The organism is Variovorax paradoxus NBRC 15149, assembly GCF_001591365.1.
Lineage (GTDB): Bacteria > Pseudomonadota > Gammaproteobacteria > Burkholderiales > Burkholderiaceae_C > Variovorax > Variovorax paradoxus.
In genome coordinates this window covers 685,929-706,690 of the sequence record NZ_BCUT01000005.1, presented here as the reverse complement: position 1 = coordinate 706,690, position 20,762 = coordinate 685,929, and the positions used below count along the sequence as shown (strand labels likewise).

Sequence of the window (20,762 nt, the reverse complement as noted above, 5' to 3'; positions counted from 1 at the left end):
TTCAGAAACATAACGAAGGAGACCATGAAAACCCACCGCCACCCCCATCATCCGAAGCGCCCCGCTGCGCCGGCCCTGATCGCCATCTGCGCCGCCCTTGCACTCGGCACGCCCGCCGTGCAGGCGCAGGACAAGGCCGTGCAGATCAAGCTCTCGAGCTGGGTGCCCGCGCAGCATCCGCTCAACCCCGCGCTGCAGGCCTGGGCCGACGACATCAAGAAGGCGTCGAACGGCAGCATCACCGCGATCCTGTTTCCATCGGAGCAGCTCGGCAAGGCCTTCGACCACTACGACATGGCGCGCGACGGCATCGCCGACTTCGCCTACGTGAACCCCGGCTACCAGCCCGGCCGCTTTCCGGTGATGGCGGGTGCGTCGCTGCCCTTCCTGTTCGCCAACGGCAAGGAGGGCTCGGCCGCCATCGACGCCTGGTACCGCAACTACGCGGCCAAGGAAATGAAGGACGTGAAGTACTGCTTCGCGTTCGTGCACGACCCCGGCACCTTCCACTCGCGCAAGAAGATCACGCTGCCCACCGACATCAAGGGCATGAAGGTGCGGCCCGCCACCAGCACCGTGGGCCAGCTGATCACCTCGCTGGGCGGCACCAACGTGCAGGCCTCGGCGCCCGAGTCGCGCGACATGCTGGAGCGCGGCGTGGCCGATGCCATCACCTTCCCCTGGGGATCGATCGGCCTGTTCGGCATCGACAAGGTGGTCAAGTACCACATGGACGCGCCGCTCTACGTCACGCCCTTCGTCTGGGTGATGAACAAGGGCAAGTACGACGCCATGTCCGCCGGCCAGAAGAAGGTGATCGACGAGCACTGCACCAGCGAGTGGGCCCAGAAGGTGGCCGGGCCGTGGGCCGACTTCGAGTTCGGCGGGCGCGCGAAGATCGCCGCGCAGCCGGGCCACGAGGTCTACAAGCTCACGCCGGAGCAGCTCGATGCCTGGCGCAAGGCCGCAGCGCCTTCCGAGGCGCAGTGGGCCGACACCGTGAAGAAGGCGGGCGAAGACCCGAAGGCCGTGATGGATGCGCTCAAGGCCAGCCTCGCCAAGTACAAGTCGGCACTGTGATTCAGTATCTGTATTGCCCGGGGGCCGCCGCGCACGGCCGCCCGAAGCGGCCGGCCCGCCCCCCGGTAGGGGGGGAGGAGAAGCGACACGAAGTGCGCGGAGCCTGGGGGGCGAGCCAATGACTCGCTACATGGACCGCGCGATCAACACGATCGAATGGCTTGCCGCCATCTTCGTGGGGATCGTCGCGCTCAACATCTTCGTGGCCGTGGTGCTGCGCAAGTTCTTCGACACCTCGATCCCCGACGCCTACGACTTCGGCCGCATGCTGCTGGGCATCCTGATCTTCTGGGGCATTGCGGCCACCAGCTACCGCGGCGGCCACATCACGGTCGACCTCGTGTGGACGGCCGCGGGTCCGCGCATGAAGCGCGTGATCGACGTGTTCGCCACGCTGGTGCTGCTGTTCGTGGTGGCGGTGCAGACGGCCATGCTGTTCGACAAGGTGCGCGGCACCTACGTGGACAACGTGCTGACCTACGACATGAATATTCCGACCTGGCCGTTCTATGCCGTGGCCTGGGCCGGCGACGTCTGTGCGGTGCTGCTGATCGCCATCCGCACCTATCGGCTGATCTTCCATCCCGAGCAGCTGGAAGAAGTCCACGCTGAACAGAAAGCCGATGAATGAGCCCCGATGCAGTTGCGATTCTTGGCTTCGTGGTCCTCTTCGCGCTGATGCTCTTGCGGGTGCCGGTGGGCATGGCGATGGGCCTCGTGGGCGTGGCGGGCTACAGCTACCTCGTGGGCCCCGGGCCCGCGCTCAAGCTGGTCGGCCAGACCTCCATGCGCACCGTGACCGACTACACCTTCGGCGTGATCCCGATGTTCATGCTGATGGGCGCGCTGGTGTCGGTGTCGGGCGTGAGCCGCGAACTCTTCAAGGCCGCCAACTCGATGATCGGCCACATGCGCGGCGGGCTCGGCGTGGCCACGGTGGTGGCCTGCGGCGGCTTCGCGGCGATCTGCGGCTCCTCGGTGGCCACGGCCGCCACCTTCTCGGCGGTGGCCTATCCGGAGATGCGGCGCTTCAACTACCCGCAGTCGTTCTCCACCGGCGTGATCGCCGCGGGCGGCACGCTGGGCGCCATCCTTCCGCCTTCGACGGTGCTCGCGGTCTACGCCATCCTCACGCAGCAGGACATCGGCAAGCTCTTCATGGCGGGCATCGTGCCTGGCATCCTGGCCATGGCGATGTACGTGCTGACCATCGCGATCATCGTGAAGGCGCGGCCCGGCTGGCTGCCCGGCGGCGAGGTCAAGCCGTGGTCGGAACGCCTCAATGACCTGAAGAACGTGTGGGCGCCGCTGGTGCTGTTCGTGTTCGTGATCGGCGGGCTCTACGGCGGCTTCTTCACGCCCACCGAGGCCGGCGGCGTCGGCGCGAGCGGCGCCTTCATCCTCGGGCTGCTGCGACGCAAGCTCGACGGCCCGAAGATCCGCGAGGCGCTGCTGTCGGCCACGCGCACGGCGGCGGCGGTGTTCACGGTGCTGATCGGCGCGCTGCTCTTTGGCTACTTCCTCACCATCACGCAGAGCCCGCAGAAGCTCACGGAATTCCTCACCGGCCTGGGCATCGGCCGCTACGGCGTGCTTGCGCTCATCATGCTGATGTACCTGGTGCTCGGCTGCCTGATGGACGCCATGGCCATGATCATCCTCACGGTGCCGATCATCTTTCCGGTGATCGTGCACCTGGGCTTCGATCCGATCTGGTTCGGCGTGATCATCGTGATGACGGTGGAACTGGGGCTGATCCATCCGCCGGTGGGGATGAACGTGTTCGTGATCAAGAGCGTGGTGAAGGACGTGAGCTTCACCACCATCTTCAAGGGCGTGCTGCCGTTCATCGTGACGGACATCGTGCGCCTGGTGATCCTGATCGCGTTTCCCATCATCGCCCTGTGGCTGCCGACGAGAATGAACTGATGAGCAAGGCCAAGGAAATCATCTACACCGCACGCGTCGAGTTCGGCGACTGCGATCCCGCCGGCATCGTCTGGTTCCCCAACTTCTTCCGCTGGATCGATGCGGCGTCGCGTCACTTTTTTGCCGAATGCGGCGTGCCGCGCTGGGAAGAAACGGCCGAGACGCTGGGCGTGATCGGCACGCCGCTGGTCGACACGCACACGCGCTTCGTCAAGGCCGCGAGCTACGGCGACACGCTGCAGATCGCGGTGCGCGTCACCGAGTGGCGCGACAAGAGCTTCGTGCAGGCCTACCGCGTGCTGCGCGGCGACGAGCTGATCCTCGAATGCGAGGAGGTGCGCATCTTCGCGGCCAGGCGCGAAGGCGGCGGCATCCGCGCGGTGCCGATTCCGCCGTCCATCCGGGCGCTCTGCGACGAGGCCGCGTCTTAGAATGGCCCGATGAACTGGCGCACTCTTCTTCCGCTCGCTTTGCTCGTCACCGGCTGCTCGACGCTCCCCAACGAGGTGGTGCCCGTGCGCGAAGGCGTGCTGCGCGCACCCACGTACACGCAGGCCGCCGACCATTGCAGCGCCAAGGGCCAGACGCCGCGCTGGCTCGGCAAGGCGCCCGCGGAGGCCGGCGTGCTGTTCCAGTGCTACTGAGCCAGTTCGGCCGCGGCCCGGCAACGACCCGGCTGCGCCGCGGGACATAGCCAAAAAGGTTGACGCTCGTTGTGGTGCGGTGCAACAATCCCGCATCTTTATTTCGGAGCCCCGTGCGTGGACAGTGCCAGTTGGATCAGTGACAAGACGCGTGCCTCGGCAGGCGTGACACATCCGGCCCTCTAGCGCAGGCTCTTTTGCGCTGCGGCCGCCGTGCACGCAGCCTGACCCGTTCGCCATCCGAGGCGGGCGGCTCCCTCTTCCGAATCCCGCCGTTCTTCGTCACTGACTTTTTCAGTCAGCTTGCGTGTGTCCGTGCACGAGGCCCTTCATTGCGAAGGAGCCTTGCCATGCGCCAATTCCAGTCTCGTCAGCAACAGCTAAAGCAGCCGGTGCAGGAAACCGCTCGCCCGTCTGCGTCTGCGCCTGCGCGCGCGGTCACGGCGCAGGACATCGACAACGAAATGCTGGATCGCGCCGCCGCGCTCTGGACCACGCGGCGCATCCGCAGCTTCTTCCTGCTGCTCGAGCGGCCGCCCCGCGCCGGGCAGCGCTGACGCGCCGCACCGCCACCTCCCGCCGCACGACACGCAAGAAACAAGGAGGCCCGATGGACCCCGCTTCTCATGGGCGCCCCTGCGCGCCACCCCTCTCCCGCCCGACCGGCCACACCGAAATGCAGCGCGCCGCGCCGCAAGGGGATTCCCACGCCTGATTGACGCGGGAGGTTCTTCCCTTCGCGGCCGGCGCCGTGAAGGAATAAAAAATGAAGAACGTCCTGAAGTCCCTTTTCGAGAGCTTCCTGCGCAGCCGCCGCATGCTGCATCACTTCGAGCGCTGGCAGGCACTGCTGGGCCCGAAGCCCGCGGGCACCGCCTCGGCGGCCATGCCGTCCGGCATCGCCCAGGCACTGTCCGCCGCATCGCGCGCCGATGCCGCCGCACTGCTCGCAAGCCTCCACAGTTCGCCGCAAGGCATGGCCGAAGACGAGGCCCTGGCGCTGCGCAGGCAGTTCGGCGGCAACGAGGTGCGCCACGAGCAGCCGCTGCCGTGGTGGACGCACCTGTGGCAGTGCTACCGCAATCCGTTCAACCTGCTGCTGACCGTGCTGGCGCTGGTCTCCTACGTGACCGAGGACATGAAGGCCGCGCTCGTGATCGGCAGCATGGTGGTGCTGTCGACGGTGCTGCGCTTCCTGCAGGAATCGCGCTCCGGCAAGGCCGCCGAGCGGCTCAAGGCGATGGTGAGCAACACCGCCACCGTGCTGCGGCCCACGCCCGGCGCTGCGAGCGCGCTGCGCATCGAAGTGCCGATGCGCGACCTGGTGCCGGGCGACGTGATCGCACTCTCGGCCGGCGACATGATCCCGGCCGACTGCCGGCTGCTCGCGGCCAAGGACCTGTTCATCAGCCAGTCGGCGCTGACCGGCGAAGCGATGCCCGTGGAGAAGTTCTGCATCGACCGCGGCAGCCATGAAGCCGGCGTGCTCGAGCGCGACAACCTGCTCTTCATGGGCACCAGCGTGGTCAGCGGCACCGCCTCCGCGCTCATCGTGCACACGGGCAACCGCACCTTCTTCGGCGCGCTGGCGCAGCGCGTGACCGCCGCCGACCAGGGCACCAGCGCGTTCCAGGCCGGCATCAACCGCGTGAGCTGGGTGCTGATCCGCTTCATGCTGGTGATGGCGCCGCTGGTGCTGGTGATCAACGGCCTGGCCAAGGGCGACTGGTGGGAGGCGGCGCTGTTCGCGCTGTCGATCGCAGTGGGCCTCACGCCCGAGATGCTGCCGATGATCGTGACCGCTGCGCTGGCCAAGGGCGCGGTCGTGATGTCGCGGCAGAAGGTGATCGTGAAGCGGCTCGAAGCGATCCACAACTTCGGCGCCATGGACGTGCTGTGCACCGACAAGACCGGCACGCTGACGCAGGACCGCATCGTGCTGGAGCGCCACACCAACGCCTGGGGCGAGGCCTCGGACCACGTGCTGCAGATGGCCTACCTGAACAGCTTCCATCAGACGGGCCTCAAGAACCTGCTCGACAAGGCGGTGCTGAACCATGCCGAGGTGCGGCTGGAGACGCGGCTGCAGACGGCCTGGCGCAAGATCGACGAGGTGCCCTTCGACTTCGCGCGCCGGCGCATGTCGGTGGTGGTCGAGAACGGTGGGAGCGAGCACCTGCTGGTCTGCAAGGGCGCACTGGAAGAGATCCTCTCGGTCTGCAGCTCGGTCGAACGCGGCGACGAGGTGCTGCCGCTCGACGCCGGCCTGCTCGCACGCATCCACGCCATTGCGTCGGAGCTCAACACCCAGGGCCTGCGCGTGGTGGCCGTGGCCAGCCGCGTGCTGGCCGCCGGGACGCAACGGCAGGCCCAGGTGGCCTATGGCGTGGCCGACGAAACGGCGCTCACGCTGCTGGGTTATGTCGCGTTTCTCGATCCGCCGAAGGAGTCGACCGCGCCCGCGCTGCGCGCGCTGGCCGCGCACGGCGTGGCGGTGAAGGTGCTGACGGGCGACAACGAGCTGGTGGCGCGCAAGGTCTGCGGCGACGTGGGCATCGAGGTCGGCCGGGTCGTGCCGGGCCGCGAGATCGAAGAGTTGGACGACGCCGGCCTGCGCACGCTGGTCGAGCGGCACCAGGTGTTCGCCAAGCTCACGCCTGCTCACAAGGAGCGCATCGTGCGTGCGCTGCATGCGAACGGGCACGTGGTGGGCTTCATGGGCGACGGCATCAACGATGCGCCCGCGCTGCGTGCGGCCGACATCGGCATCTCGGTGGACGGCGCGGTCGACGTGGCCAAGGAATCGGCCGACATCATCCTGCTCGAGAAGAGCCTGATGGTGCTGGAGCAGGGCGTGGTGGAAGGCCGCCGCACCTTTGCCAACATGCTGAAGTACATCAAGCTCACGGCGAGCTCGAATTTCGGCAACGTGTTCTCGGTGCTGGTGGCGAGCGCGTTCCTGCCCTTCCTGCCGATGCTGCCGCTGCATCTGCTGGTGCAGAACCTGCTGTACGACGTGTCGCAGATCGCAATTCCGTTCGACAACGTGGACGCCGAGTTCCTGCGCAAGCCGCAGAGCTGGAACCCGGCCGACCTGGGCCGCTTCATGCTGTTCTTCGGGCCGCTGAGCTCGGTGTTCGACATCCTGACCTACGCCGTGATGTGGTTCGCGTTCTCGGCGAACACGGTGGCGCACCAGGCGCTGTTCCAGTCGGGCTGGTTCATCGAAGGCCTGTTGTCGCAGACGCTGGTCGTGCACCTGATCCGCACGCGCAAGATCCCGTTCCTGCAAAGCCGCGCGGCCTGGCCGCTGCTGGCGATGGGCGCGGCGATTGCGGCGGCGGGCATCTGGCTGCCGATGGGTCGGCTCGCGCACTACTTCAGGCTGCAGGCGCTTCCGCTGGCCTACTTTCCATGGCTCGCAGCGATGCTGGCGGGGTATGCGACGCTCACGCAGGCGGTCAAGGGGTGGTATGCGCGACGGTTTGGGTGGCAGTGATGTTTTGCTTTGTTCTTGGCGCTGTTGTTCAGGGCGCGTGCACAGGCCACCGGGTACTCCCCTCCGCGAATGTCCCCCGCCTTCGGCTCCTCCTTTATTTCGCTGCGGGGAGCACCCGATGCCCTGTGCACCTGGGCACGCTCGTGGTGCACCGCTGATCAACCAGTGCTCTGATCACGCTCCCGTCGATGGGGTGCCTTGCGCAGCGAAATCAAGGGGGAGGCCGCAGGCCGGAGGACATTCGCTTCGCCGCGTACCCCGTCGGCGGGAGCGCGCCCTGAAAAAACAAGGACAAAAAAAACGGCACCGCCGCAAAGCGATGCCGTTTTTTATAAGAACCGGAGCGGACCGAACGGGGCCGCTCAGACGCTCATGATCGAGACAGCCTTGGTGTTCAGGTAAGCCTCGAGCGCCTCCGGGCCACCTTCCGAGCCGTAGCCCGAATCCTTCACGCCGCCGAACGGCATTTCGGGCGAGGGCGCGGCGGGTTGGTTGATCCACAGCATGCCGAGCTCGAGCTTCTGGCTCAGCAGGTGCGCGTTCTTGATCGACCGGGTGAAGGCATAGCCGGCCAGACCGAACGGCAGGCGGTTGGCTTCGGCGATGGCTTCTTCCAGCGTGTCGAAGCCGCGGATCGCCGCGATCGGGCCGAAGGGCTCGTTGTTGAACACGTCGGCATCGAGCGGCACGTCGGTCAGCACAGTGGGCGCGAAGAAGTTGCCGGTGTCGCCGACGCGTTCGCCGCCGGCCGCCACGGTGGCGCCCTTCTTGCGCGCATCGTCCAGCACATGGGCCATGGCCGTGAGGCGGCGCGCGTTGGCGAGCGGGCCCAGGGTCGTGCCTTCGGCCAGGCCGTCGCCGAGCTTCAGGCCTTCGGTGTACTTGACCAGCGTGCGGGCGAATTCCTCGCGCAGGCTGTTGTGCACCAGGAAGCGGGTCGGCGAAATGCAGACCTGGCCCGCATTGCGGAACTTGGCGGCACCCGCGGCCTTCACGGCCAGGGCCACGTCGGCGTCCTCGGCCACGATGACCGGCGCGTGGCCGCCCAGCTCCATGGTGACGCGCTTCATGTGCGAGCCGGCCAGCGCGGCCAGCTGTTTGCCGACCGGGGTGGAGCCCGTGAAGGTGACCTTGCGGATGATCGGATGCGAGATCAGGTAGTTCGAGATTTCGGCCGGGTTGCCGAACACCAGGCCCACGGTGCCGGGCGGAATGCCGGCATCGACGAAAGCCTGCAACAGCGCGGCCGGCGAGGCCGGGGTTTCTTCGGGTGCCTTCACCAGGAACGAGCAGCCGGTGGCCAGTGCGGCGCCGAGCTTGCGCACGATCTGGTTGATGGGGAAGTTCCAGGGCGTGAACGCGGCGACCGGGCCCAGCGGCTCCTTGATCACCAATTGCTGCGCAGCCAGGTTGCGCGAGGGCACGATGCGGCCGTAGACGCGGCGGCCTTCGTCGGCGAACCACTCGATGATGTCGGCGGCAGCCAGCGTCTCGCCCTTGGCTTCGGCCAGCGGCTTGCCCTGCTCCTGCGTGAGCAGCTTGGCGATTTCAGGGGCGCGTTCGCGGATCAGGCCGGCGGCGCGGCGCATGACGGCGGCGCGCTCGTTGGCGGGCGTGTTGCGCCACTTTTCGAAGCCGCGCTGGGCGGCGGCCAGGGCGCGGTCGAGATCGGCGATGCTGGCATGCGCCACCTTGCCGATGGCCTTGCCGGTGGCGGGGTTCACGACGTCCAGCGTCTTGCCGCCGGTGGCGTCGACCCATTCGTTGTCGATCAGCAGGCGGGTGTCGGTGTAGGTGGCGGTCATGGCGAACTTTTCCTTCGAGGACTGGATGATGGTGAAAAGGGGAAATCTGGGTGCGCGGCGCGGCACCCGGAAGGTGCGCTTGCGACAACGGCGGCAAATTGCCGCCGGGTGCATAGATTAACCCGAGTTCGCCAAACCCGCCGGCGCCGGGAAACCGGCCCCTTTTGCCATTGCAGCCGCTACAGGATCAGCAGCGCGCGGAAGTCGTTGACGTTGGTGTTGGTCGGGCCGGTCACGAACAGGTCGCCGATCGCGTCGAAGTAGCCGTACGCGTCGTTGCGGTCGAGGTGGTCCGACAGCTTCCTGCCGGCCGCGCTGGCACGCGCCAGCGTGTCGGGCGTGACGAAGGCGCCGGCGTTGTCTTCCACGCCGTCGATGCCGTCGGTGTCGGCCGCCAGCGCCCAGACCTGCGGCTGGCCCATGAGCGCGCCGGCCAGGCCCATGCACAGCTCGCCGGCCCGCCCGCCCCGGCCCTTGGCCTGGCCGGGCTGGCGCGGGCGAATGGTCACCGTGGTCTCGCCGCCCGAAAGAATCACGCAGGGCCGCGCAAACGGCTGGCCGCGGTGCGCCACGGCGCGCGCCAGGGCCGCATGCACCTTGCCGACCTCGCGCGATTCGCCTTCGATCTCGTCGCTGAGGATGTGCGCCTCGATGCCGGCCTCGCGCGCCGCCTTGGCCGCTGCTTCGAGCGACTGCTGGGGCGTGGCGATCAGGTGGACTTCATGACCCGCGAACACCGCATCGCCCGGCTTCGGGGTTTCGAGCTCGCCGCTTTCGAGCTGCGCGCGCACCGGCGCCGGCACTTCGATGCCGTAGCGGTCGAGGATGGCCAGCGCATCGGCGCAGGTGGTGGCATCGGGCACCGTGGGGCCGCTCGCGATGACGGCCGGATCGTCGCCCGGCACGTCGCTGATGGTGAGCGTGACCACGCGCGCCGGCGCGCAGGCCGCCGCCAGACGGCCGCCCTTGATGCGCGAGAGGTGCTTGCGCACGCAGTTCATCTCGCCGATGCCGGCGCCGCTGTCGAGCAGCTGCTTGTTGATGCGCTGCTTGTCCTCGAGCGTGAGGCCTTCGGCCGGCAGCACCAGCAGCGAGGAGCCGCCGCCGGAGATCAGGCACAGCACGAGGTCGTCGGCCGTGAGGCCTTGCGCGAGCGCGAGGATGCGCGCCGCCGCCTGCTGCCCCGCCGCATCGGGCACCGGATGCGCGGCCTCGACGAGCTCGATGCGCTGCGGCACGCCCTCGGGGCGCGGCGGGATGTGGTCGTAGCGCGTGACGACCAGGCCCGACAGCGGCGCATCGGCCGGCCACAGGGCCTCGAGCGCCTGCACCATCGAGCCGCCCGCCTTGCCCGCGCCCAGCACCAGCGTGCGGCCCTTGGGCGGCTTGGGCAGGTGCGCGCCCAGCGTGGACAGCGGCAGCGCGCGGTCCACCGCCACGCGGTAGAGATGTTCGAGGAAGGCGCGCGGGGTTTCGCGCGGATCGGGTGCGGGGCCGAAGGAAGGGTTCGATGCGGTCATGGCTTGCTTTGTCTCCATCGGGCGATTGTGCGGCGAAGGGCGGCCGGCTCTCTTGACCGCGGTCACTGTCCAATCCAGCTAGTTGGTCTTGGCGCCGGCCTGGAACCAGCGGCCGATCAGCGCGCGTTCTTCGTCGGTGATGCCGGTCGCGTTGTTCATCGGCATGATCTTCGTGACCACCACCTGCTGGTAGATGGCCTGCGCATGCGCCGCCACCTGGTCGGGCGAATCGACGCGCACGTTCTTCATCTGCGTGGCCTCGCCGTGGCACATGAAGCAGCGCTGCTCGAGCACCTTCTGCACGTCCTTGAACGCCACGGCGGGCGCTGCTGCCGCAGCCACAGGCGCGGCCGCCGGCTCGGGCTTCATCCAGACGATGGTGAGCCCCAGCACCACGATGCCGATCAGCGCATAGGGCAGCGGGTTGCCCGCGTTGCCGAGCTTGAAGCGGTGCCGCACCACGAAGAACTGGCGAATGGCCGCGCCGCCGAGCATGATCAGCAGCAGCACGATCCAGTTGTACTTGTGCGTGTAGGTGAAGCTGTAGTGGTTGCTCAGCATCGCGAACAGCACCGGCAGCGTGAAGTAGGTGTTGTGCACGCTGCGCTGCTTGCCGCGCTGGCCGTGCACCGGATCGACCGGCCGGCCTTCGCGCAGCGCCTGCACGTTCTTGCGCTGGCCCGGAATGATCCAGAAGAACACGTTGCCGCTCATCGTGGTGGCCATCATCGCGCCCACCAGCAGGAAGGCCGCACGGCCCGCGAACCACTGGCAGGCGAGCCAGGTCGCAAACACGATGAAGAGCGCGATCAGCACACCGACGATGGTGTCGCCGTTCTTGCGGCGGCCGAAGACCTGGCAGATGCCGTCGTAGACCATCCAGAACACCACGAAGAAAGCCAGCGCCACGCCAATGGCGGCGCCGGGCTGCCAGTCCATCTTCGACTTGTCGATCAGGTAGGTGCTGGCGTTCCACAGGTACGACATGGTGAAGAGCGCAAAGCCCGTGAGCCAGGTGCTGTAGCTCTCCCAGTACGACCAGTGCAGGTGGTCCGGCAGCCGCTTGGGCGCCAGCGCGTACTTCTGCATGTTGTAGAAGCCGCCGCCGTGCACGGCCCATTGCTCGCCGCCCACGCCCTTGTCGAGCGACTCGGGGTCTTGCGGCTTCTCGAGGCTGTTGTCCAGCATCACGAAGTAGAAGGAGGCGCCGATCCAGGCGATGGCGGTGATGACGTGGACCCAGCGCAGCAGCAGGTTGGCCCAGTCGAGGTAATAGCTTTCCATGTGTGGTGCTCTCTCTCAACCCCGTCGGCGCGTGGGGGCGCCGCGAAGGGGTTTCTTCAGCCTGCTCACCACTGCGGGCGCTGTAAGCAGAGAAAGTGCCGCGAACGCAGGCTCCATGAAATGGGCCTCGCTCCGCTGCGGCTTGTTGTGGACCGAAAGTGTATACAGTTTTGGCAAGTGGCGGGATGCTTTTTTGAAGGCGTCGCCGCCGGGAAAACCCTGTTCAGCCCAGCGATTGCAACAACTGTGCCGCCACCGCCACCGCGATCACCTCGGGCTCCTTGCCGGTGATGCCGGGCACGCCGATCGGGCAGGTGATGCGCGCCAGTTCCTCGGGCCTGAAGCCGCGCGCCTCGAGCCGGTGGCTGAAGGTGGCCCACTTGGTCTTGCTGCCGATCAGGCCGATGTAGGGCAGGTCGCCATGCGTGCGCAGGCGCTTGAGGCAGGCGATGACGATGTCCAGGTCTTCGGCGTGGCTGAAGCTCATGATGAGCACGCGGCTGCCCGGCGCGAGCCCGGCCACGGCGTCCTGCACGGGCTCGGAATGCTCGGTCTCGATCTGCGCGGGCAGTGCGTCGGGAAACACGCCGTCGCGGCTGTCGATCCAGCGCACCGAAAACGGCAGGCTGGCCAGCAGCCGCGCGAGCGCAGCGCCCACATGGCCGCCGCCGAACAGCGCCACGGGCTGGAGCTGTGCAACCAGTTCACGCTGCAAGACCGGCGCATCGGCCGCCGTGATGCGGCGGTAAGAGAGAAACATCACGCCGCCGCAGCACTGGCCCAGGCTCGGGCCAAGCGGATAGCGCTCGATGCCGTCGATCGTGCGCCGCCCCGCGAGCAGTTCGCGCGCTTCCCGCGTGGCCTGGAATTCGAGCTGGCCGCCGCCGATGGTGCCCGTGAGCCCTTCGGCCCACACCGCCATCCAGGTGCCCGCCTCGCGCGGCGCCGAGCCCTGCGTGGATTCGACGCGCACCAGCACCGCGTGTTCGCGGGCGAGGCGCGCCAGCAGCTGATCGACCAAGCCGTTCATTCTCGATACCTTCGGTTGCGGGGATGCGCGTGACTCACTGTATAAACCCGGCGATGAACCGTCAGCTTACGCCGCGCCGCCTCGCCCTTCTTGCCTCTTCCCTCTGCGCCCTCTGGATCGCCGGATGCGGCACCACCGGCCCCGGCGCCGGTTCTGTGCCCGGCCAGCTGAGCGGGGCCACGGCCGACCGCAGCGCCAGCGGCCCCGCGCCGCGCGCATCGAACGCGACCACCGCGCGCGACTACCGGCGCGATGCCGCGCGCCACATCTACGAGATCAACCGCTCGCGCATCTACGGCGGCCAGCTGCCGCCGCTGCTCTATGCCGTGGGCACGCTGCAGGTGAACCTCGATGCCGGCGGCCGCGTGGTGTCGATGCACTGGATGCGCGCGCCCAAGCATGCGCCCGAGGTCATCGCCGAGATCGAACGCGCCGTGCTGCAGGCCGCGCCCTTCCCCGCCGCCACGCGCCTCGGCCCGGTCACCTGGACCGACACCTGGCTGTGGGACAAGAGCGGGCGCTTCCAGCTCGACACCCTCACCGAAGGGCAGTCCCAGGGGGATTGACACCTCAGGACCCGCGGTAGGTCGAGTAGCTCCACGGGCTCACGAGCAGCGGCACGTGGTAGTGCTGGTCGGTGTGGGCCACGCCGAAGTCCAGCGACACCTTGTTGAGGAAGTTCGGCTCGGGCAGCTTCACGCCGCGCGCCTTGAAGTAGCCCGCCACGTCGAACACCAGCCGGTAGGTGCCGGCCTTGAGCGAGTGGTTGTCGTAGAGCGGCCCGTCGCTGCGGCCGTCCGAATTCAGCGTGAAGCGCTTCACCAGCGTGGCGTCCTCGCCTTGGGTGGTGTACAGCGCCACCTCCATGCCGGCCGCGGGGCCGCCGTGCATCGTGTCCAGTACGTGAGTGCTCAAGCCCATGGGGCGCTCCTTCGAAGGTCGAATCAGGTGCGGGAAATTCCGGTGGACAAAAGTGTATACAGTTACCGGCTTTGGGTCTATCATGAAAAACATGGAGTCCTCCACCACCCGTTCGATCGTCGACGCGCTCACCAAGGCGATCGTCGACCACCGGCTGCAGCCCGGCACCAAGCTGGCCGAGCAGAAGCTGGCCGACCACTTCGGCGTGTCGCGCACGCTGGTGCGCCAGGCGCTGTTCCAGCTGTCGCAGAACAAGCTCATCCGCCTGGAGCCCGCGCGCGGCGCCTTCGTGGCAGCGCCGGCCGTCGACGAAGCCAGGCAGGTGTTCGCGGTGCGCCGCATGCTCGAGGCCGAGATGACGCGCGAGTTCGTGCGCACCGTCACGCCGGCCAAGATCAAGGCGCTGAAGGAGCACGTGGCGCTCGAAAAATCCGCGGTGTCGGGCGAGGACATCTCGGGCCGCACCGAACTGCTCGGCGACTTCCACGTGCGCATGGCCGAGCTCATGGGCAACCAGGTGCTGGCGCAGATCCTCGGCGAGCTGATCTCGCGCTGCGCCCTCATCACGCTCATGTACCAGAGCACCAGCGCGGCCGAGCACTCGAACGACGAGCACGCCGACATCGTGAAGGCGCTGGCCGCGCGCGACGAGGAGCGCGCCGTGCGCCTCATGACCGAACACCTGGAACACGTCGAGGCCAACCTCACCTTCGACCGCAAGGTGCCCACCAACGACATCTCGCTCGCCCTGTCCTGAACGAATGCCCATGACCGTCTACGACACCACCCTGCCCTACCCGCGCGACCTCGTCGGCTACGGCCGCAATCCGCCCCATGCCCAGTGGCCCGGCGGCGCGCGCATCGCGGTGCAGTTCGTCCTCAACTACGAAGAGGGCGGCGAGAACGCCACGCTGCACGGCGACGCGGGCTCCGAGCAGTTCCTTTCCGAGATGTTCAACCCGGCAAGCTTTCCGGACCGGCACATCAGCATGGAAGGCATCTACGAATACGGCTCGCGCGCCGGCGTCTGGCGCATCCTGCGCGAGTTCGAAAAGCGCGGCCTGCCGCTCACCGTGTTCGGCGTGGGCATGGCGCTCGAACGCTACCCCGAGCTGGCCGCGGCCTTCAAGGAACTCGGCCACGAGATCGCCTGCCACGGCTGGCGCTGGATCCACTACCAGAACCTCGACGAGGCCACCGAGCGCGAGCACATGCGCCTGGGCATGGAAGCGATCGAAAAGCTCACCGGCGAGCGCGCCCTGGGCTGGTACACCGGCCGCGACAGCCCGCGCACGCGCCGCCTCGTGGCCGACTACGGCGGCTTCGAGTACGACAGCGACTACTACGGCGACGACCTGCCCTTCTGGATGAAAGTGCAGAAGACCGACGGCACCGTGGTGCCGCAGCTCATCGTGCCCTACACGCTCGACTGCAACGACATGCGCTTTGCGCTGCCGCAGGGCTACTCGCACGCCGACCCGTTCTTCCAGTACATGAAGGACAGCTTCGACGCGCTCTATGCCGAAGGCGATCCGCAGGGCGACAACAGCCCCAAGATGATGAGCATCGGCATGCACTGCCGCCTGCTCGGGCGGCCCGGCCGCATCACCGCGCTGCAGCGCTTTCTCGATCACATCGGCCAGCACGAGGACGTGTGGGTCTGCCGGCGCGTGGACATCGCGCGCCACTGGAAGCAGGCCCATCCTTACGAAGCGGCCGCCACCGGAGACCCGTCATGAGCCTGACCCTCGACCAACTGAATGCCGCCGCGCCGGGCGATGCCGTGGCGCTGCTCGACGGCACCTACGAACATTCGCCGTGGATCGCCGAGCGCGCGCTCGCGGCGCGCCCGTTCCGCTCGCTCGCGCACCTGAAGCATGCGCTCGTGCAGGCGGTGGCCGCGGCCTCGACCGACGAAAAGCTGGGCCTGATCCGCGCCCACCCCGAGCTCGCGGGCAAGGCCATGGTCAGCAAGACGCTCACGGCCGAATCGACCCATGAGCAAGGCAAGGCCGGCCTCACCGACTGCACGCCCGAAGAGTTCGCGAAGATCCAGCAGCTCAATGCCGACTACAACGCGAAGTTCGGCTTCCCGTTCATCCTGGCGGTGCGCGGGCCGCGCGGCACCGGGCTTTCCAAGCGCGAGATCATCGACACCTTCGAGCGCCGGCTGCACCATCACCCGGACTTCGAGCTGGGCGAGGCGCTGCGCAACATCCACCGCATCGCCGAGATCCGGCTCAATGACAAGTTCGGCGCCGACGTCTCGCTCGGCAACGACGTCTGGGATTGGCACGAAGCGCTCTCGGCGCACACCGACCCGGGCTACGCCGAGAAAGGCCAGCTCACCGTCACCTACCTGACCGATGCGCACCGCGCCTGCGCTGCACAAATTTCCGGCCTGATGCGCGACTGCGGCTTCGACTCGGTGCACATCGATGCCGTCGGCAACGTGGTCGGCCGCTACGAAGGCGCCACGCCCGGTGCCAAGGCGCTGCTCACCGGCTCGCACTACGACACCGTGCGCAACGGCGGCAAGTACGACGGCCGCCTGGGCATCTTCGTGGCCGTAGCCTGCGTGCGCGAACTCAAGCGCCAGGGCCGGCGCCTGCCGTTCGCGTTCGAGGTGGTGGGCTTTGCCGAGGAAGAAGGCCAGCGCTACAAGGCCACCTTCCTGGGCTCGGGCGCGCTCATCGGCCACTTCGACCCGCGCTGGCTCGACCAGAAGGATGCCGACGGCATCACGATGCGCGAGGCCATGCGGCACGCGGGCCTGAAGGAAGAAGACATTCCGAAGATCCAGCGCGACCCGGCGCGCTACCTCGGCTTCGTCGAGGTGCACATCGAGCAGGGGCCGGTGCTCACCGAGCTCGACATCCCCCTGGGCATCGTCACCTCCATCAACGGCGGCGTGCGCTACGTGGGCGAGATGATCGGCATGGCCAGCCATGCCGGCACCACGCCGATGGGCCGGCGCCGCGATGCCGCCGCCGCAGTGGCCGAACTGATCCTCTTCGCCGAGCAGCGCGCGGCAAAGGACGGCGATTCCGTCGCCACCGTGGGCATGCTCGAAGTGCCGAGCGGCTCGATCAACGTGGTGCCCGGACGCTGCAAGTTCAGCCTCGACATCCGCGCGCCCAACGATCCGCAGCGCGACGCCGTGGTGCGCGACGTGCTGGCCGCGCTGCAGGAGATTGCCGACCGCCGCGGCGTGCGCTTCGTCATCGAGGAAGCCATGCGCGCGGCCGCCGCACCCAGCGCGCCCGCATGGCAGCAACGCTGGGAAAAGGCGGTCGAATCGCTCGGCGTGCCGCTCTTTCGCATGCCCAGCGGCGCCGGCCACGACGCGATGAAGCTGCACGAGGTGATGCCGCAGGCCATGCTCTTTGTGCGCGGCATCAACTCGGGCATCAGCCACAACCCGCTCGAATCGAGCACCAACGACGACATTCAATTGGCCGTGCAGGCCTTCCAGCACCTGCTGGACAGCCTCGCCGCCGAACAAGCCCACTGAAAAGAAAAACCATGACCGACTACGCCAAGCTCGACGCCTGGATCGACGCCCACTTCGACGAGGAAGTGCGGTTCCTGCAGCAACTGGTGCAGGTGCCCACCGACACGCCGCCCGGCAACAACGCGCCGCACGCCGAGCGCACGGCAGAGCTGCTGAAGGACTTCGGCCTGGACGCCGAGAAGCACGCCGTACCCGCGCAGGAAGTGAAGGACTACGGCCTCGAGTCGATCACCAACCTGATCGTGCGCCGCAAGTACGGCAAGGACGGCGACGGTGGCCGCACGGTGGCCCTGAACGCCCACGGCGACGTGGTGCCCCCCGGCGAAGGCTGGACGCACGACCCCTACGCCGGCGAGATTGCCGATGGCAGCCTCTACGGCCGCGCCGCCGCCGTGAGCAAGAGCGACTTCGCGAGCTTCACCTTCGCGCTGCGCGCGCTCGAAGCCGTGGCCAAGCCCGCCAAGGGCAGCGTCGAGCTGCACTTCACCTACGACGAGGAATTCGGCGGCATCCTCGGCCCGGGCTGGCTGCTCAGGCAAGGCCTGACCAGGCCCGACCTGATGATCGCGGCCGGCTTCAGCTACGAAGTGGTCACCGCGCACAACGGTTGCCTGCAGATGGAAGTGACGGTGCACGGCAAGATGGCCCACGCCGCCATTCCCACCAGCGGCATCGATGCGCTGCAGGGCGCGGTGAAGATCCTCAACGCGCTCTATGCGCAGAACACGCTCTACCAGCAGGTGACCTCGAAGGTCGAGGGCATCACGCACCCCTACCTCAACGTGGGCCGCGTCGAAGGCGGCACCAACACCAACGTGGTGCCCGGCAAGGTGGTGTTCAAGCTCGACCGCCGCATGATCCCCGAGGAGAACCCGGTCGAGGTCGAGGCCACGATCCGCAAGGTGATCGCGGATGCCGCGGCCGAAAGCACCGGCATCACCGTCGAGATCAAGCGCCTGCTGCTCGCCAATTCGATGAAGCCGCTGGCCGGCAACAAGCCGCTGGTCGATGCGATCCAGAAGCACGGCCAGCAAGTGTTCGGCGAGCCGATCAAGGCCATGGGCACGCCGCTGTACACCGACGTGCGCCTCTACGGCGAAGCCGGCATTCCGGGCGTGATCTACGGCGCCGGCCCGCGCACCGTGCTCGAATCGCACGCCAAGCGCAGCGACGAGCGCGTGGTGCTCGAAGACCTGCGCCGCGCCACCAAGGTGATCGCGCGCACGCTGAGCGACCTGCTGGCCTGATCCGAAGCGGCAGGCGGCGCCCGCGTTGCGGGCGTCCGACGCCGCGCATCAGTCGCCGCCTACATCGGTCCGCGCGCCGGCGCGCAGCATCGGCTGCATGACCGAACGCAGTTCCACGCCCACCCTCACGGCCGATGCCCATGCCGTCGCGCATCGCTTCGCCGACGTCGACGGGATGCAGGTCTTCTACCGCGAAGCCGGCCCGCGCGACGCGCCGGTGCTGCTGCTGCCGCACGGCTACCCGTGCTCGTCGTTCCAGTACCGCCGGCTCATGCCCATGCTGGCGGACCGGTGGCGCCTGCTGGCACCGGACTACCCGGGCTTCGGCCTCAGCGACACGCCGCCCGCCGAGGCCTTCGGCTTCGACTTCGATGCCTATGCGGGCTTTCTCGAGGCCTTCTGCCGCAAGCTGGGGCTCGATCGCTATGCGCTCTACCTGCACGACTACGGTTCGCAGATCGGCCTGCGGCTGGCCATCCGCCATCCGGAGCGCGTGGCCGCGGTGATCATCCAGAACGGCGACATCTACGAAGACACGCTCGGCCCCAAGTACCGCGCCATCCAGGCCTTCTGGCGCGATCCGTCGGCCAGCAACCGCGCGGTGCTCGAGAAGGCGGTGAACGAAGAGGGCTTTCGCGCCGAGTTCGTCGGCGAGGTTCCCGAGGCCCAGGCCGCGCAGATTCCGCCCGAGCTGTGGAAGCTCCACTGGCCATTGATGAACACGCCGCAGCGCCGGGAACTCGCACGCCAGCTGATGGAGGGCCTGAAAGAAAACCTTGAGTGGTTTCCGCGCTACCAAGCCTTTCTGCGCGAGCACCAGCCGCCCGCGCTCATCGTCTGGGGGCCGAACGACGGCTACATGCCCGAGGCCTCCGCGCGCGCCTACCTGCGCGACCTGCCGAAAGCCGAGCTGGTGCTGACCGACGGCGGCCACTGGCTGCTCGAGACGCACCTCGCGCAGGTGGTGCCGGTCATCCGGCGCTTCCTGTCCGCGGCCCACTCGCGCTGAGCGCAATCTCCCGCGTCACGCGCAGGAACTTCTCCATGTCGGCCGCCGAGTGGCAGTGCAGCGGCGAAACCCGCACGGTACCTTCGAGGCCGAAGGAGTCGAGCATGCGCTTCGAATAGATGCTGCTCGCCACGCGCTCATAGACCGTCACGCCGCGCAGGCCGTACTCGACCACGGCCTGCGTGCAGTCGAGGCGCTCGAAGCCGATGCCGATGATCAGGTCGCGCTTCGTGAGGTCCGGATGGTCGAGGAAGACCTTCACGCCCTCGATGCTGCGCAGGCCGGGGGCGCCGCCGCTTCCGTCCAGCAGCGCCGACAGCAGGGCCCGCTCGTGCAGCTCGATGTGCGTGATGCCGGCTTCAAACAGCGCGCGGCGCCCGGTGGCCTGCGTGAAATGGCCACCGAGCCAGCACACGTAGTCGACGATTTCGGTGAGCACGGCAAACTGCCACGGGGCCGAGCTGCCCAGGTCCCAGAAGTCGGGCTTCTTGCCCGCGAGCTTGTGGTGCGGCAGCTGCGCCGCGCGCTCCGACACCCACGACAGGCCCGAGCCGCGGCAGCCGAAGAACTTGTAGGGCGCCATGTTGATCCCGTCCACCGGCGTCTTCTGCAGGTCGATCAGGCCGTGCGGTGCGTGCTGCACGGCATCCACCACGATGTAGAGATCGGGCTTGATCTCGCGCGCGCGCCGCACGATCTGCTCCAGGTCGAGCTTGGCGCCCGAGATGTTCGAGGCATGGATCACGTTGAGCAGGCAGGTGTCCTTGTCCACCAGCCGCACGATCTCGTCGGCATCGACGCCGCCGGTCTCGCGGTTGCTTTTCGCCACCCGCAGCTCGCGGCCGGCCTTCTGGGCATAGAGGCTCATCGCGTCGAACGACGAGGGATGCTCGAGCACGGTGGTGACCATGTTGGTGCCCGGCACGTTCTCGGCCACCGCGCGCACCATGTCGAACATCGCGCCCGATGCCGTCAGCGACGCATAGACGCTGCCGCCCTGCGCGTTGAGGATGGTGCGCACGTCGTCGCTGCCCCGGGCCTGGATCTGCTGCAGCTCCACGGCGGTGGCATGGATGCGCTCGGCGTTGTCGGGAATGGCGTCGACCTGCGCGAAGCGCTCGGCCGCCGCCTTCAGCCGGAACGAGCCGCCCGCGTTGTCGAAGTAGAGGCGCTCGCGCCCGTGGTGGTCGTGGTCGACGTTGAGAAAGCGCTGCTTCACCTCGCGCATCAGCGCATCGGAAAACGCCAGCCCGTTGGCGTGCTGTGTGTTGGCCGGCATG

Annotated in this window: 19 protein-coding genes; 13 read left to right on the top strand and 6 right to left on the bottom strand. The window is 67.8% G+C overall.

The window, feature by feature from the left end; translation table 11 throughout:
* Positions 1–24 precede the first annotated feature (24 nt).
* The 7 genes from VPA02S_RS23745 to mgtA all read left to right on the top strand — a co-directional run bounded on the left by VPA02S_RS23745 (position 25) and on the right by mgtA (position 7,152).
* A complete protein-coding gene (locus VPA02S_RS23745; RefSeq protein ID WP_015866689.1) occupies positions 25–1,080 on the top strand; it encodes a TRAP transporter substrate-binding protein in 1,056 nt (351 codons plus the stop codon).
* Between the two features lie 118 nt (positions 1,081–1,198).
* A complete protein-coding gene (locus VPA02S_RS23740) occupies positions 1,199–1,711 on the top strand; it encodes a TRAP transporter small permease (RefSeq protein ID WP_062365897.1) in 513 nt (170 codons plus the stop codon).
* Positions 1,708–3,009: a TRAP transporter large permease gene (locus VPA02S_RS23735; RefSeq protein ID WP_015866691.1), complete on the top strand. Its 1,302-nt coding sequence runs from the start codon at positions 1,708–1,710 to the stop codon at positions 3,007–3,009. The genes VPA02S_RS23740 and VPA02S_RS23735 overlap by 4 nt, the downstream gene beginning before the upstream one ends.
* The gene (locus VPA02S_RS23730; protein WP_018905351.1) at positions 3,009–3,440 is read left to right on the top strand and encodes an acyl-CoA thioesterase; all 432 of its coding nucleotides are present in this window, start codon (positions 3,009–3,011) and stop codon (positions 3,438–3,440) included. Before VPA02S_RS23735 ends, VPA02S_RS23730 begins: the two co-directional genes overlap by 1 nt.
* Positions 3,441–3,449: 9 nt before the next feature.
* The gene (locus VPA02S_RS23725; RefSeq protein ID WP_018905350.1) at positions 3,450–3,653 is read left to right on the top strand and encodes a hypothetical protein; all 204 of its coding nucleotides are present in this window, start codon (positions 3,450–3,452) and stop codon (positions 3,651–3,653) included.
* Positions 3,654–4,003: 350 nt separating this feature from the next.
* Positions 4,004–4,210, top strand: coding sequence for a hypothetical protein (locus tag VPA02S_RS23720; protein WP_015866694.1), 207 nt, complete (start codon positions 4,004–4,006; stop codon positions 4,208–4,210).
* 209 nt (positions 4,211–4,419) lie between these two features.
* Positions 4,420–7,152, top strand: coding sequence for a magnesium-translocating P-type ATPase (gene mgtA, locus VPA02S_RS23715; protein WP_062365895.1), 2,733 nt, complete (start codon positions 4,420–4,422; stop codon positions 7,150–7,152).
* 362 nt (positions 7,153–7,514) lie between these two features.
* Here the strand turns inward: mgtA and VPA02S_RS23710 are convergent, their stop codons facing one another.
* From VPA02S_RS23710 to xdhC, 4 genes are all read right to left on the bottom strand, one after another.
* Complete coding sequence (locus VPA02S_RS23710; protein WP_015866696.1) at positions 7,515–8,957, bottom strand: NAD-dependent succinate-semialdehyde dehydrogenase; 1,443 nt, start codon at positions 8,955–8,957, stop codon at positions 7,515–7,517.
* Positions 8,958–9,136: 179 nt separating this feature from the next.
* Positions 9,137–10,477: a glycerate kinase type-2 family protein gene (locus VPA02S_RS23705; protein WP_062365894.1), complete on the bottom strand. Its 1,341-nt coding sequence runs from the start codon at positions 10,475–10,477 to the stop codon at positions 9,137–9,139.
* A gap of 78 nt (positions 10,478–10,555) precedes the next feature.
* Complete coding sequence (locus VPA02S_RS23700) at positions 10,556–11,761, bottom strand: urate hydroxylase PuuD (protein ID WP_062365892.1); 1,206 nt, start codon at positions 11,759–11,761, stop codon at positions 10,556–10,558.
* A 223-nt stretch (positions 11,762–11,984) separates the two neighbouring features.
* Positions 11,985–12,791 (bottom strand): xanthine dehydrogenase accessory protein XdhC, encoded by an 807-nt coding sequence (gene xdhC / locus VPA02S_RS23695; protein ID WP_062365891.1) that lies wholly within the window; start codon positions 12,789–12,791, stop codon positions 11,985–11,987.
* 53 nt (positions 12,792–12,844) lie between these two features.
* Between xdhC and VPA02S_RS23690 the strand changes: the two genes are divergently transcribed.
* Complete coding sequence (locus VPA02S_RS23690; protein WP_244883726.1) at positions 12,845–13,357, top strand: hypothetical protein; 513 nt, start codon at positions 12,845–12,847, stop codon at positions 13,355–13,357.
* 4 nt (positions 13,358–13,361) lie between these two features.
* Here VPA02S_RS23690 and uraH read toward each other — a convergent pair whose 3' ends face one another.
* Positions 13,362–13,712, bottom strand: coding sequence for a hydroxyisourate hydrolase (uraH, locus tag VPA02S_RS23685; RefSeq protein WP_062365887.1), 351 nt, complete (start codon positions 13,710–13,712; stop codon positions 13,362–13,364).
* A 91-nt stretch (positions 13,713–13,803) separates the two neighbouring features.
* Between uraH and VPA02S_RS23680 the strand changes: the two genes are divergently transcribed.
* From VPA02S_RS23680 to VPA02S_RS23660, 5 genes are all read left to right on the top strand, one after another.
* Positions 13,804–14,469: a GntR family transcriptional regulator gene (locus VPA02S_RS23680; RefSeq protein WP_230537845.1), complete on the top strand. Its 666-nt coding sequence runs from the start codon at positions 13,804–13,806 to the stop codon at positions 14,467–14,469.
* Between the two features lie 10 nt (positions 14,470–14,479).
* Positions 14,480–15,451, top strand: a complete 972-nt coding sequence (gene puuE, locus VPA02S_RS23675) for an allantoinase PuuE (RefSeq protein ID WP_062365882.1) — start codon at positions 14,480–14,482, stop codon at positions 15,449–15,451.
* The gene (gene uraD, locus VPA02S_RS23670) at positions 15,448–17,226 is read left to right on the top strand and encodes a 2-oxo-4-hydroxy-4-carboxy-5-ureidoimidazoline decarboxylase (RefSeq protein WP_062365876.1); all 1,779 of its coding nucleotides are present in this window, start codon (positions 15,448–15,450) and stop codon (positions 17,224–17,226) included. The genes puuE and uraD overlap by 4 nt, the downstream gene beginning before the upstream one ends.
* A gap of 11 nt (positions 17,227–17,237) precedes the next feature.
* Positions 17,238–18,473 (top strand): M20 family metallopeptidase, encoded by a 1,236-nt coding sequence (locus tag VPA02S_RS23665; RefSeq protein ID WP_062365874.1) that lies wholly within the window; start codon positions 17,238–17,240, stop codon positions 18,471–18,473.
* Between the two features lie 97 nt (positions 18,474–18,570).
* A complete protein-coding gene (locus tag VPA02S_RS23660) occupies positions 18,571–19,482 on the top strand; it encodes an alpha/beta fold hydrolase (protein ID WP_062366038.1) in 912 nt (303 codons plus the stop codon).
* Here the strand turns inward: VPA02S_RS23660 and VPA02S_RS23655 are convergent.
* The gene (locus VPA02S_RS23655; protein WP_062365872.1) at positions 19,445–20,761 is read right to left on the bottom strand and encodes an aminotransferase class V-fold PLP-dependent enzyme; all 1,317 of its coding nucleotides are present in this window, start codon (positions 20,759–20,761) and stop codon (positions 19,445–19,447) included. The two genes, VPA02S_RS23660 and VPA02S_RS23655, sit on opposite strands and share 38 nt — an antisense overlap.
* Between the last annotated feature and the right edge of the window lies 1 nt (position 20,762).

What these genes read in the sequence shown, in the direction of transcription:
- VPA02S_RS23720 (WP_015866694.1), top strand. Translation starts at nt 4,004, where the DNA reads ATGCGCCAATTCCAGTCTCGTCAGCAACAGCTAAAGCAGCCGGTGCAG.
- VPA02S_RS23725 (WP_018905350.1), top strand. Translation starts at nt 3,450, where the DNA reads ATGAACTGGCGCACTCTTCTTCCGCTCGCTTTGCTCGTCACCGGCTGC.
- VPA02S_RS23680 (WP_230537845.1), top strand. Translation starts at nt 13,804, where the DNA reads ATGGAGTCCTCCACCACCCGTTCGATCGTCGACGCGCTCACCAAGGCG.
- VPA02S_RS23690 (WP_244883726.1), top strand. Translation starts at nt 12,845, where the DNA reads ATGAACCGTCAGCTTACGCCGCGCCGCCTCGCCCTTCTTGCCTCTTCC.
- VPA02S_RS23730 (WP_018905351.1), top strand. Translation starts at nt 3,009, where the DNA reads ATGAGCAAGGCCAAGGAAATCATCTACACCGCACGCGTCGAGTTCGGC.
- VPA02S_RS23665 (WP_062365874.1), top strand. Translation starts at nt 17,238, where the DNA reads ATGACCGACTACGCCAAGCTCGACGCCTGGATCGACGCCCACTTCGAC.
- VPA02S_RS23735 (WP_015866691.1), top strand. Translation starts at nt 1,708, where the DNA reads ATGAGCCCCGATGCAGTTGCGATTCTTGGCTTCGTGGTCCTCTTCGCG.
- VPA02S_RS23745 (WP_015866689.1), top strand. Translation starts at nt 25, where the DNA reads ATGAAAACCCACCGCCACCCCCATCATCCGAAGCGCCCCGCTGCGCCG.
- VPA02S_RS23710 (WP_015866696.1), bottom strand. Translation starts at nt 8,957, where the DNA reads ATGACCGCCACCTACACCGACACCCGCCTGCTGATCGACAACGAATGG.
- mgtA (WP_062365895.1), top strand. Translation starts at nt 4,420, where the DNA reads ATGAAGAACGTCCTGAAGTCCCTTTTCGAGAGCTTCCTGCGCAGCCGC.
- VPA02S_RS23655 (WP_062365872.1), bottom strand. Translation starts at nt 20,761, where the DNA reads ATGCCGGCCAACACACAGCACGCCAACGGGCTGGCGTTTTCCGATGCG.
- VPA02S_RS23705 (WP_062365894.1), bottom strand. Translation starts at nt 10,477, where the DNA reads ATGACCGCATCGAACCCTTCCTTCGGCCCCGCACCCGATCCGCGCGAA.
- xdhC (WP_062365891.1), bottom strand. Translation starts at nt 12,791, where the DNA reads ATGAACGGCTTGGTCGATCAGCTGCTGGCGCGCCTCGCCCGCGAACAC.
- uraH (WP_062365887.1), bottom strand. Translation starts at nt 13,712, where the DNA reads ATGGGCTTGAGCACTCACGTACTGGACACGATGCACGGCGGCCCCGCG.
- puuE (WP_062365882.1), top strand. Translation starts at nt 14,480, where the DNA reads ATGACCGTCTACGACACCACCCTGCCCTACCCGCGCGACCTCGTCGGC.
- VPA02S_RS23700 (WP_062365892.1), bottom strand. Translation starts at nt 11,761, where the DNA reads ATGGAAAGCTATTACCTCGACTGGGCCAACCTGCTGCTGCGCTGGGTC.
- VPA02S_RS23740 (WP_062365897.1), top strand. Translation starts at nt 1,199, where the DNA reads ATGACTCGCTACATGGACCGCGCGATCAACACGATCGAATGGCTTGCC.
- uraD (WP_062365876.1), top strand. Translation starts at nt 15,448, where the DNA reads ATGAGCCTGACCCTCGACCAACTGAATGCCGCCGCGCCGGGCGATGCC.
- VPA02S_RS23660 (WP_062366038.1), top strand. Translation starts at nt 18,571, where the DNA reads ATGACCGAACGCAGTTCCACGCCCACCCTCACGGCCGATGCCCATGCC.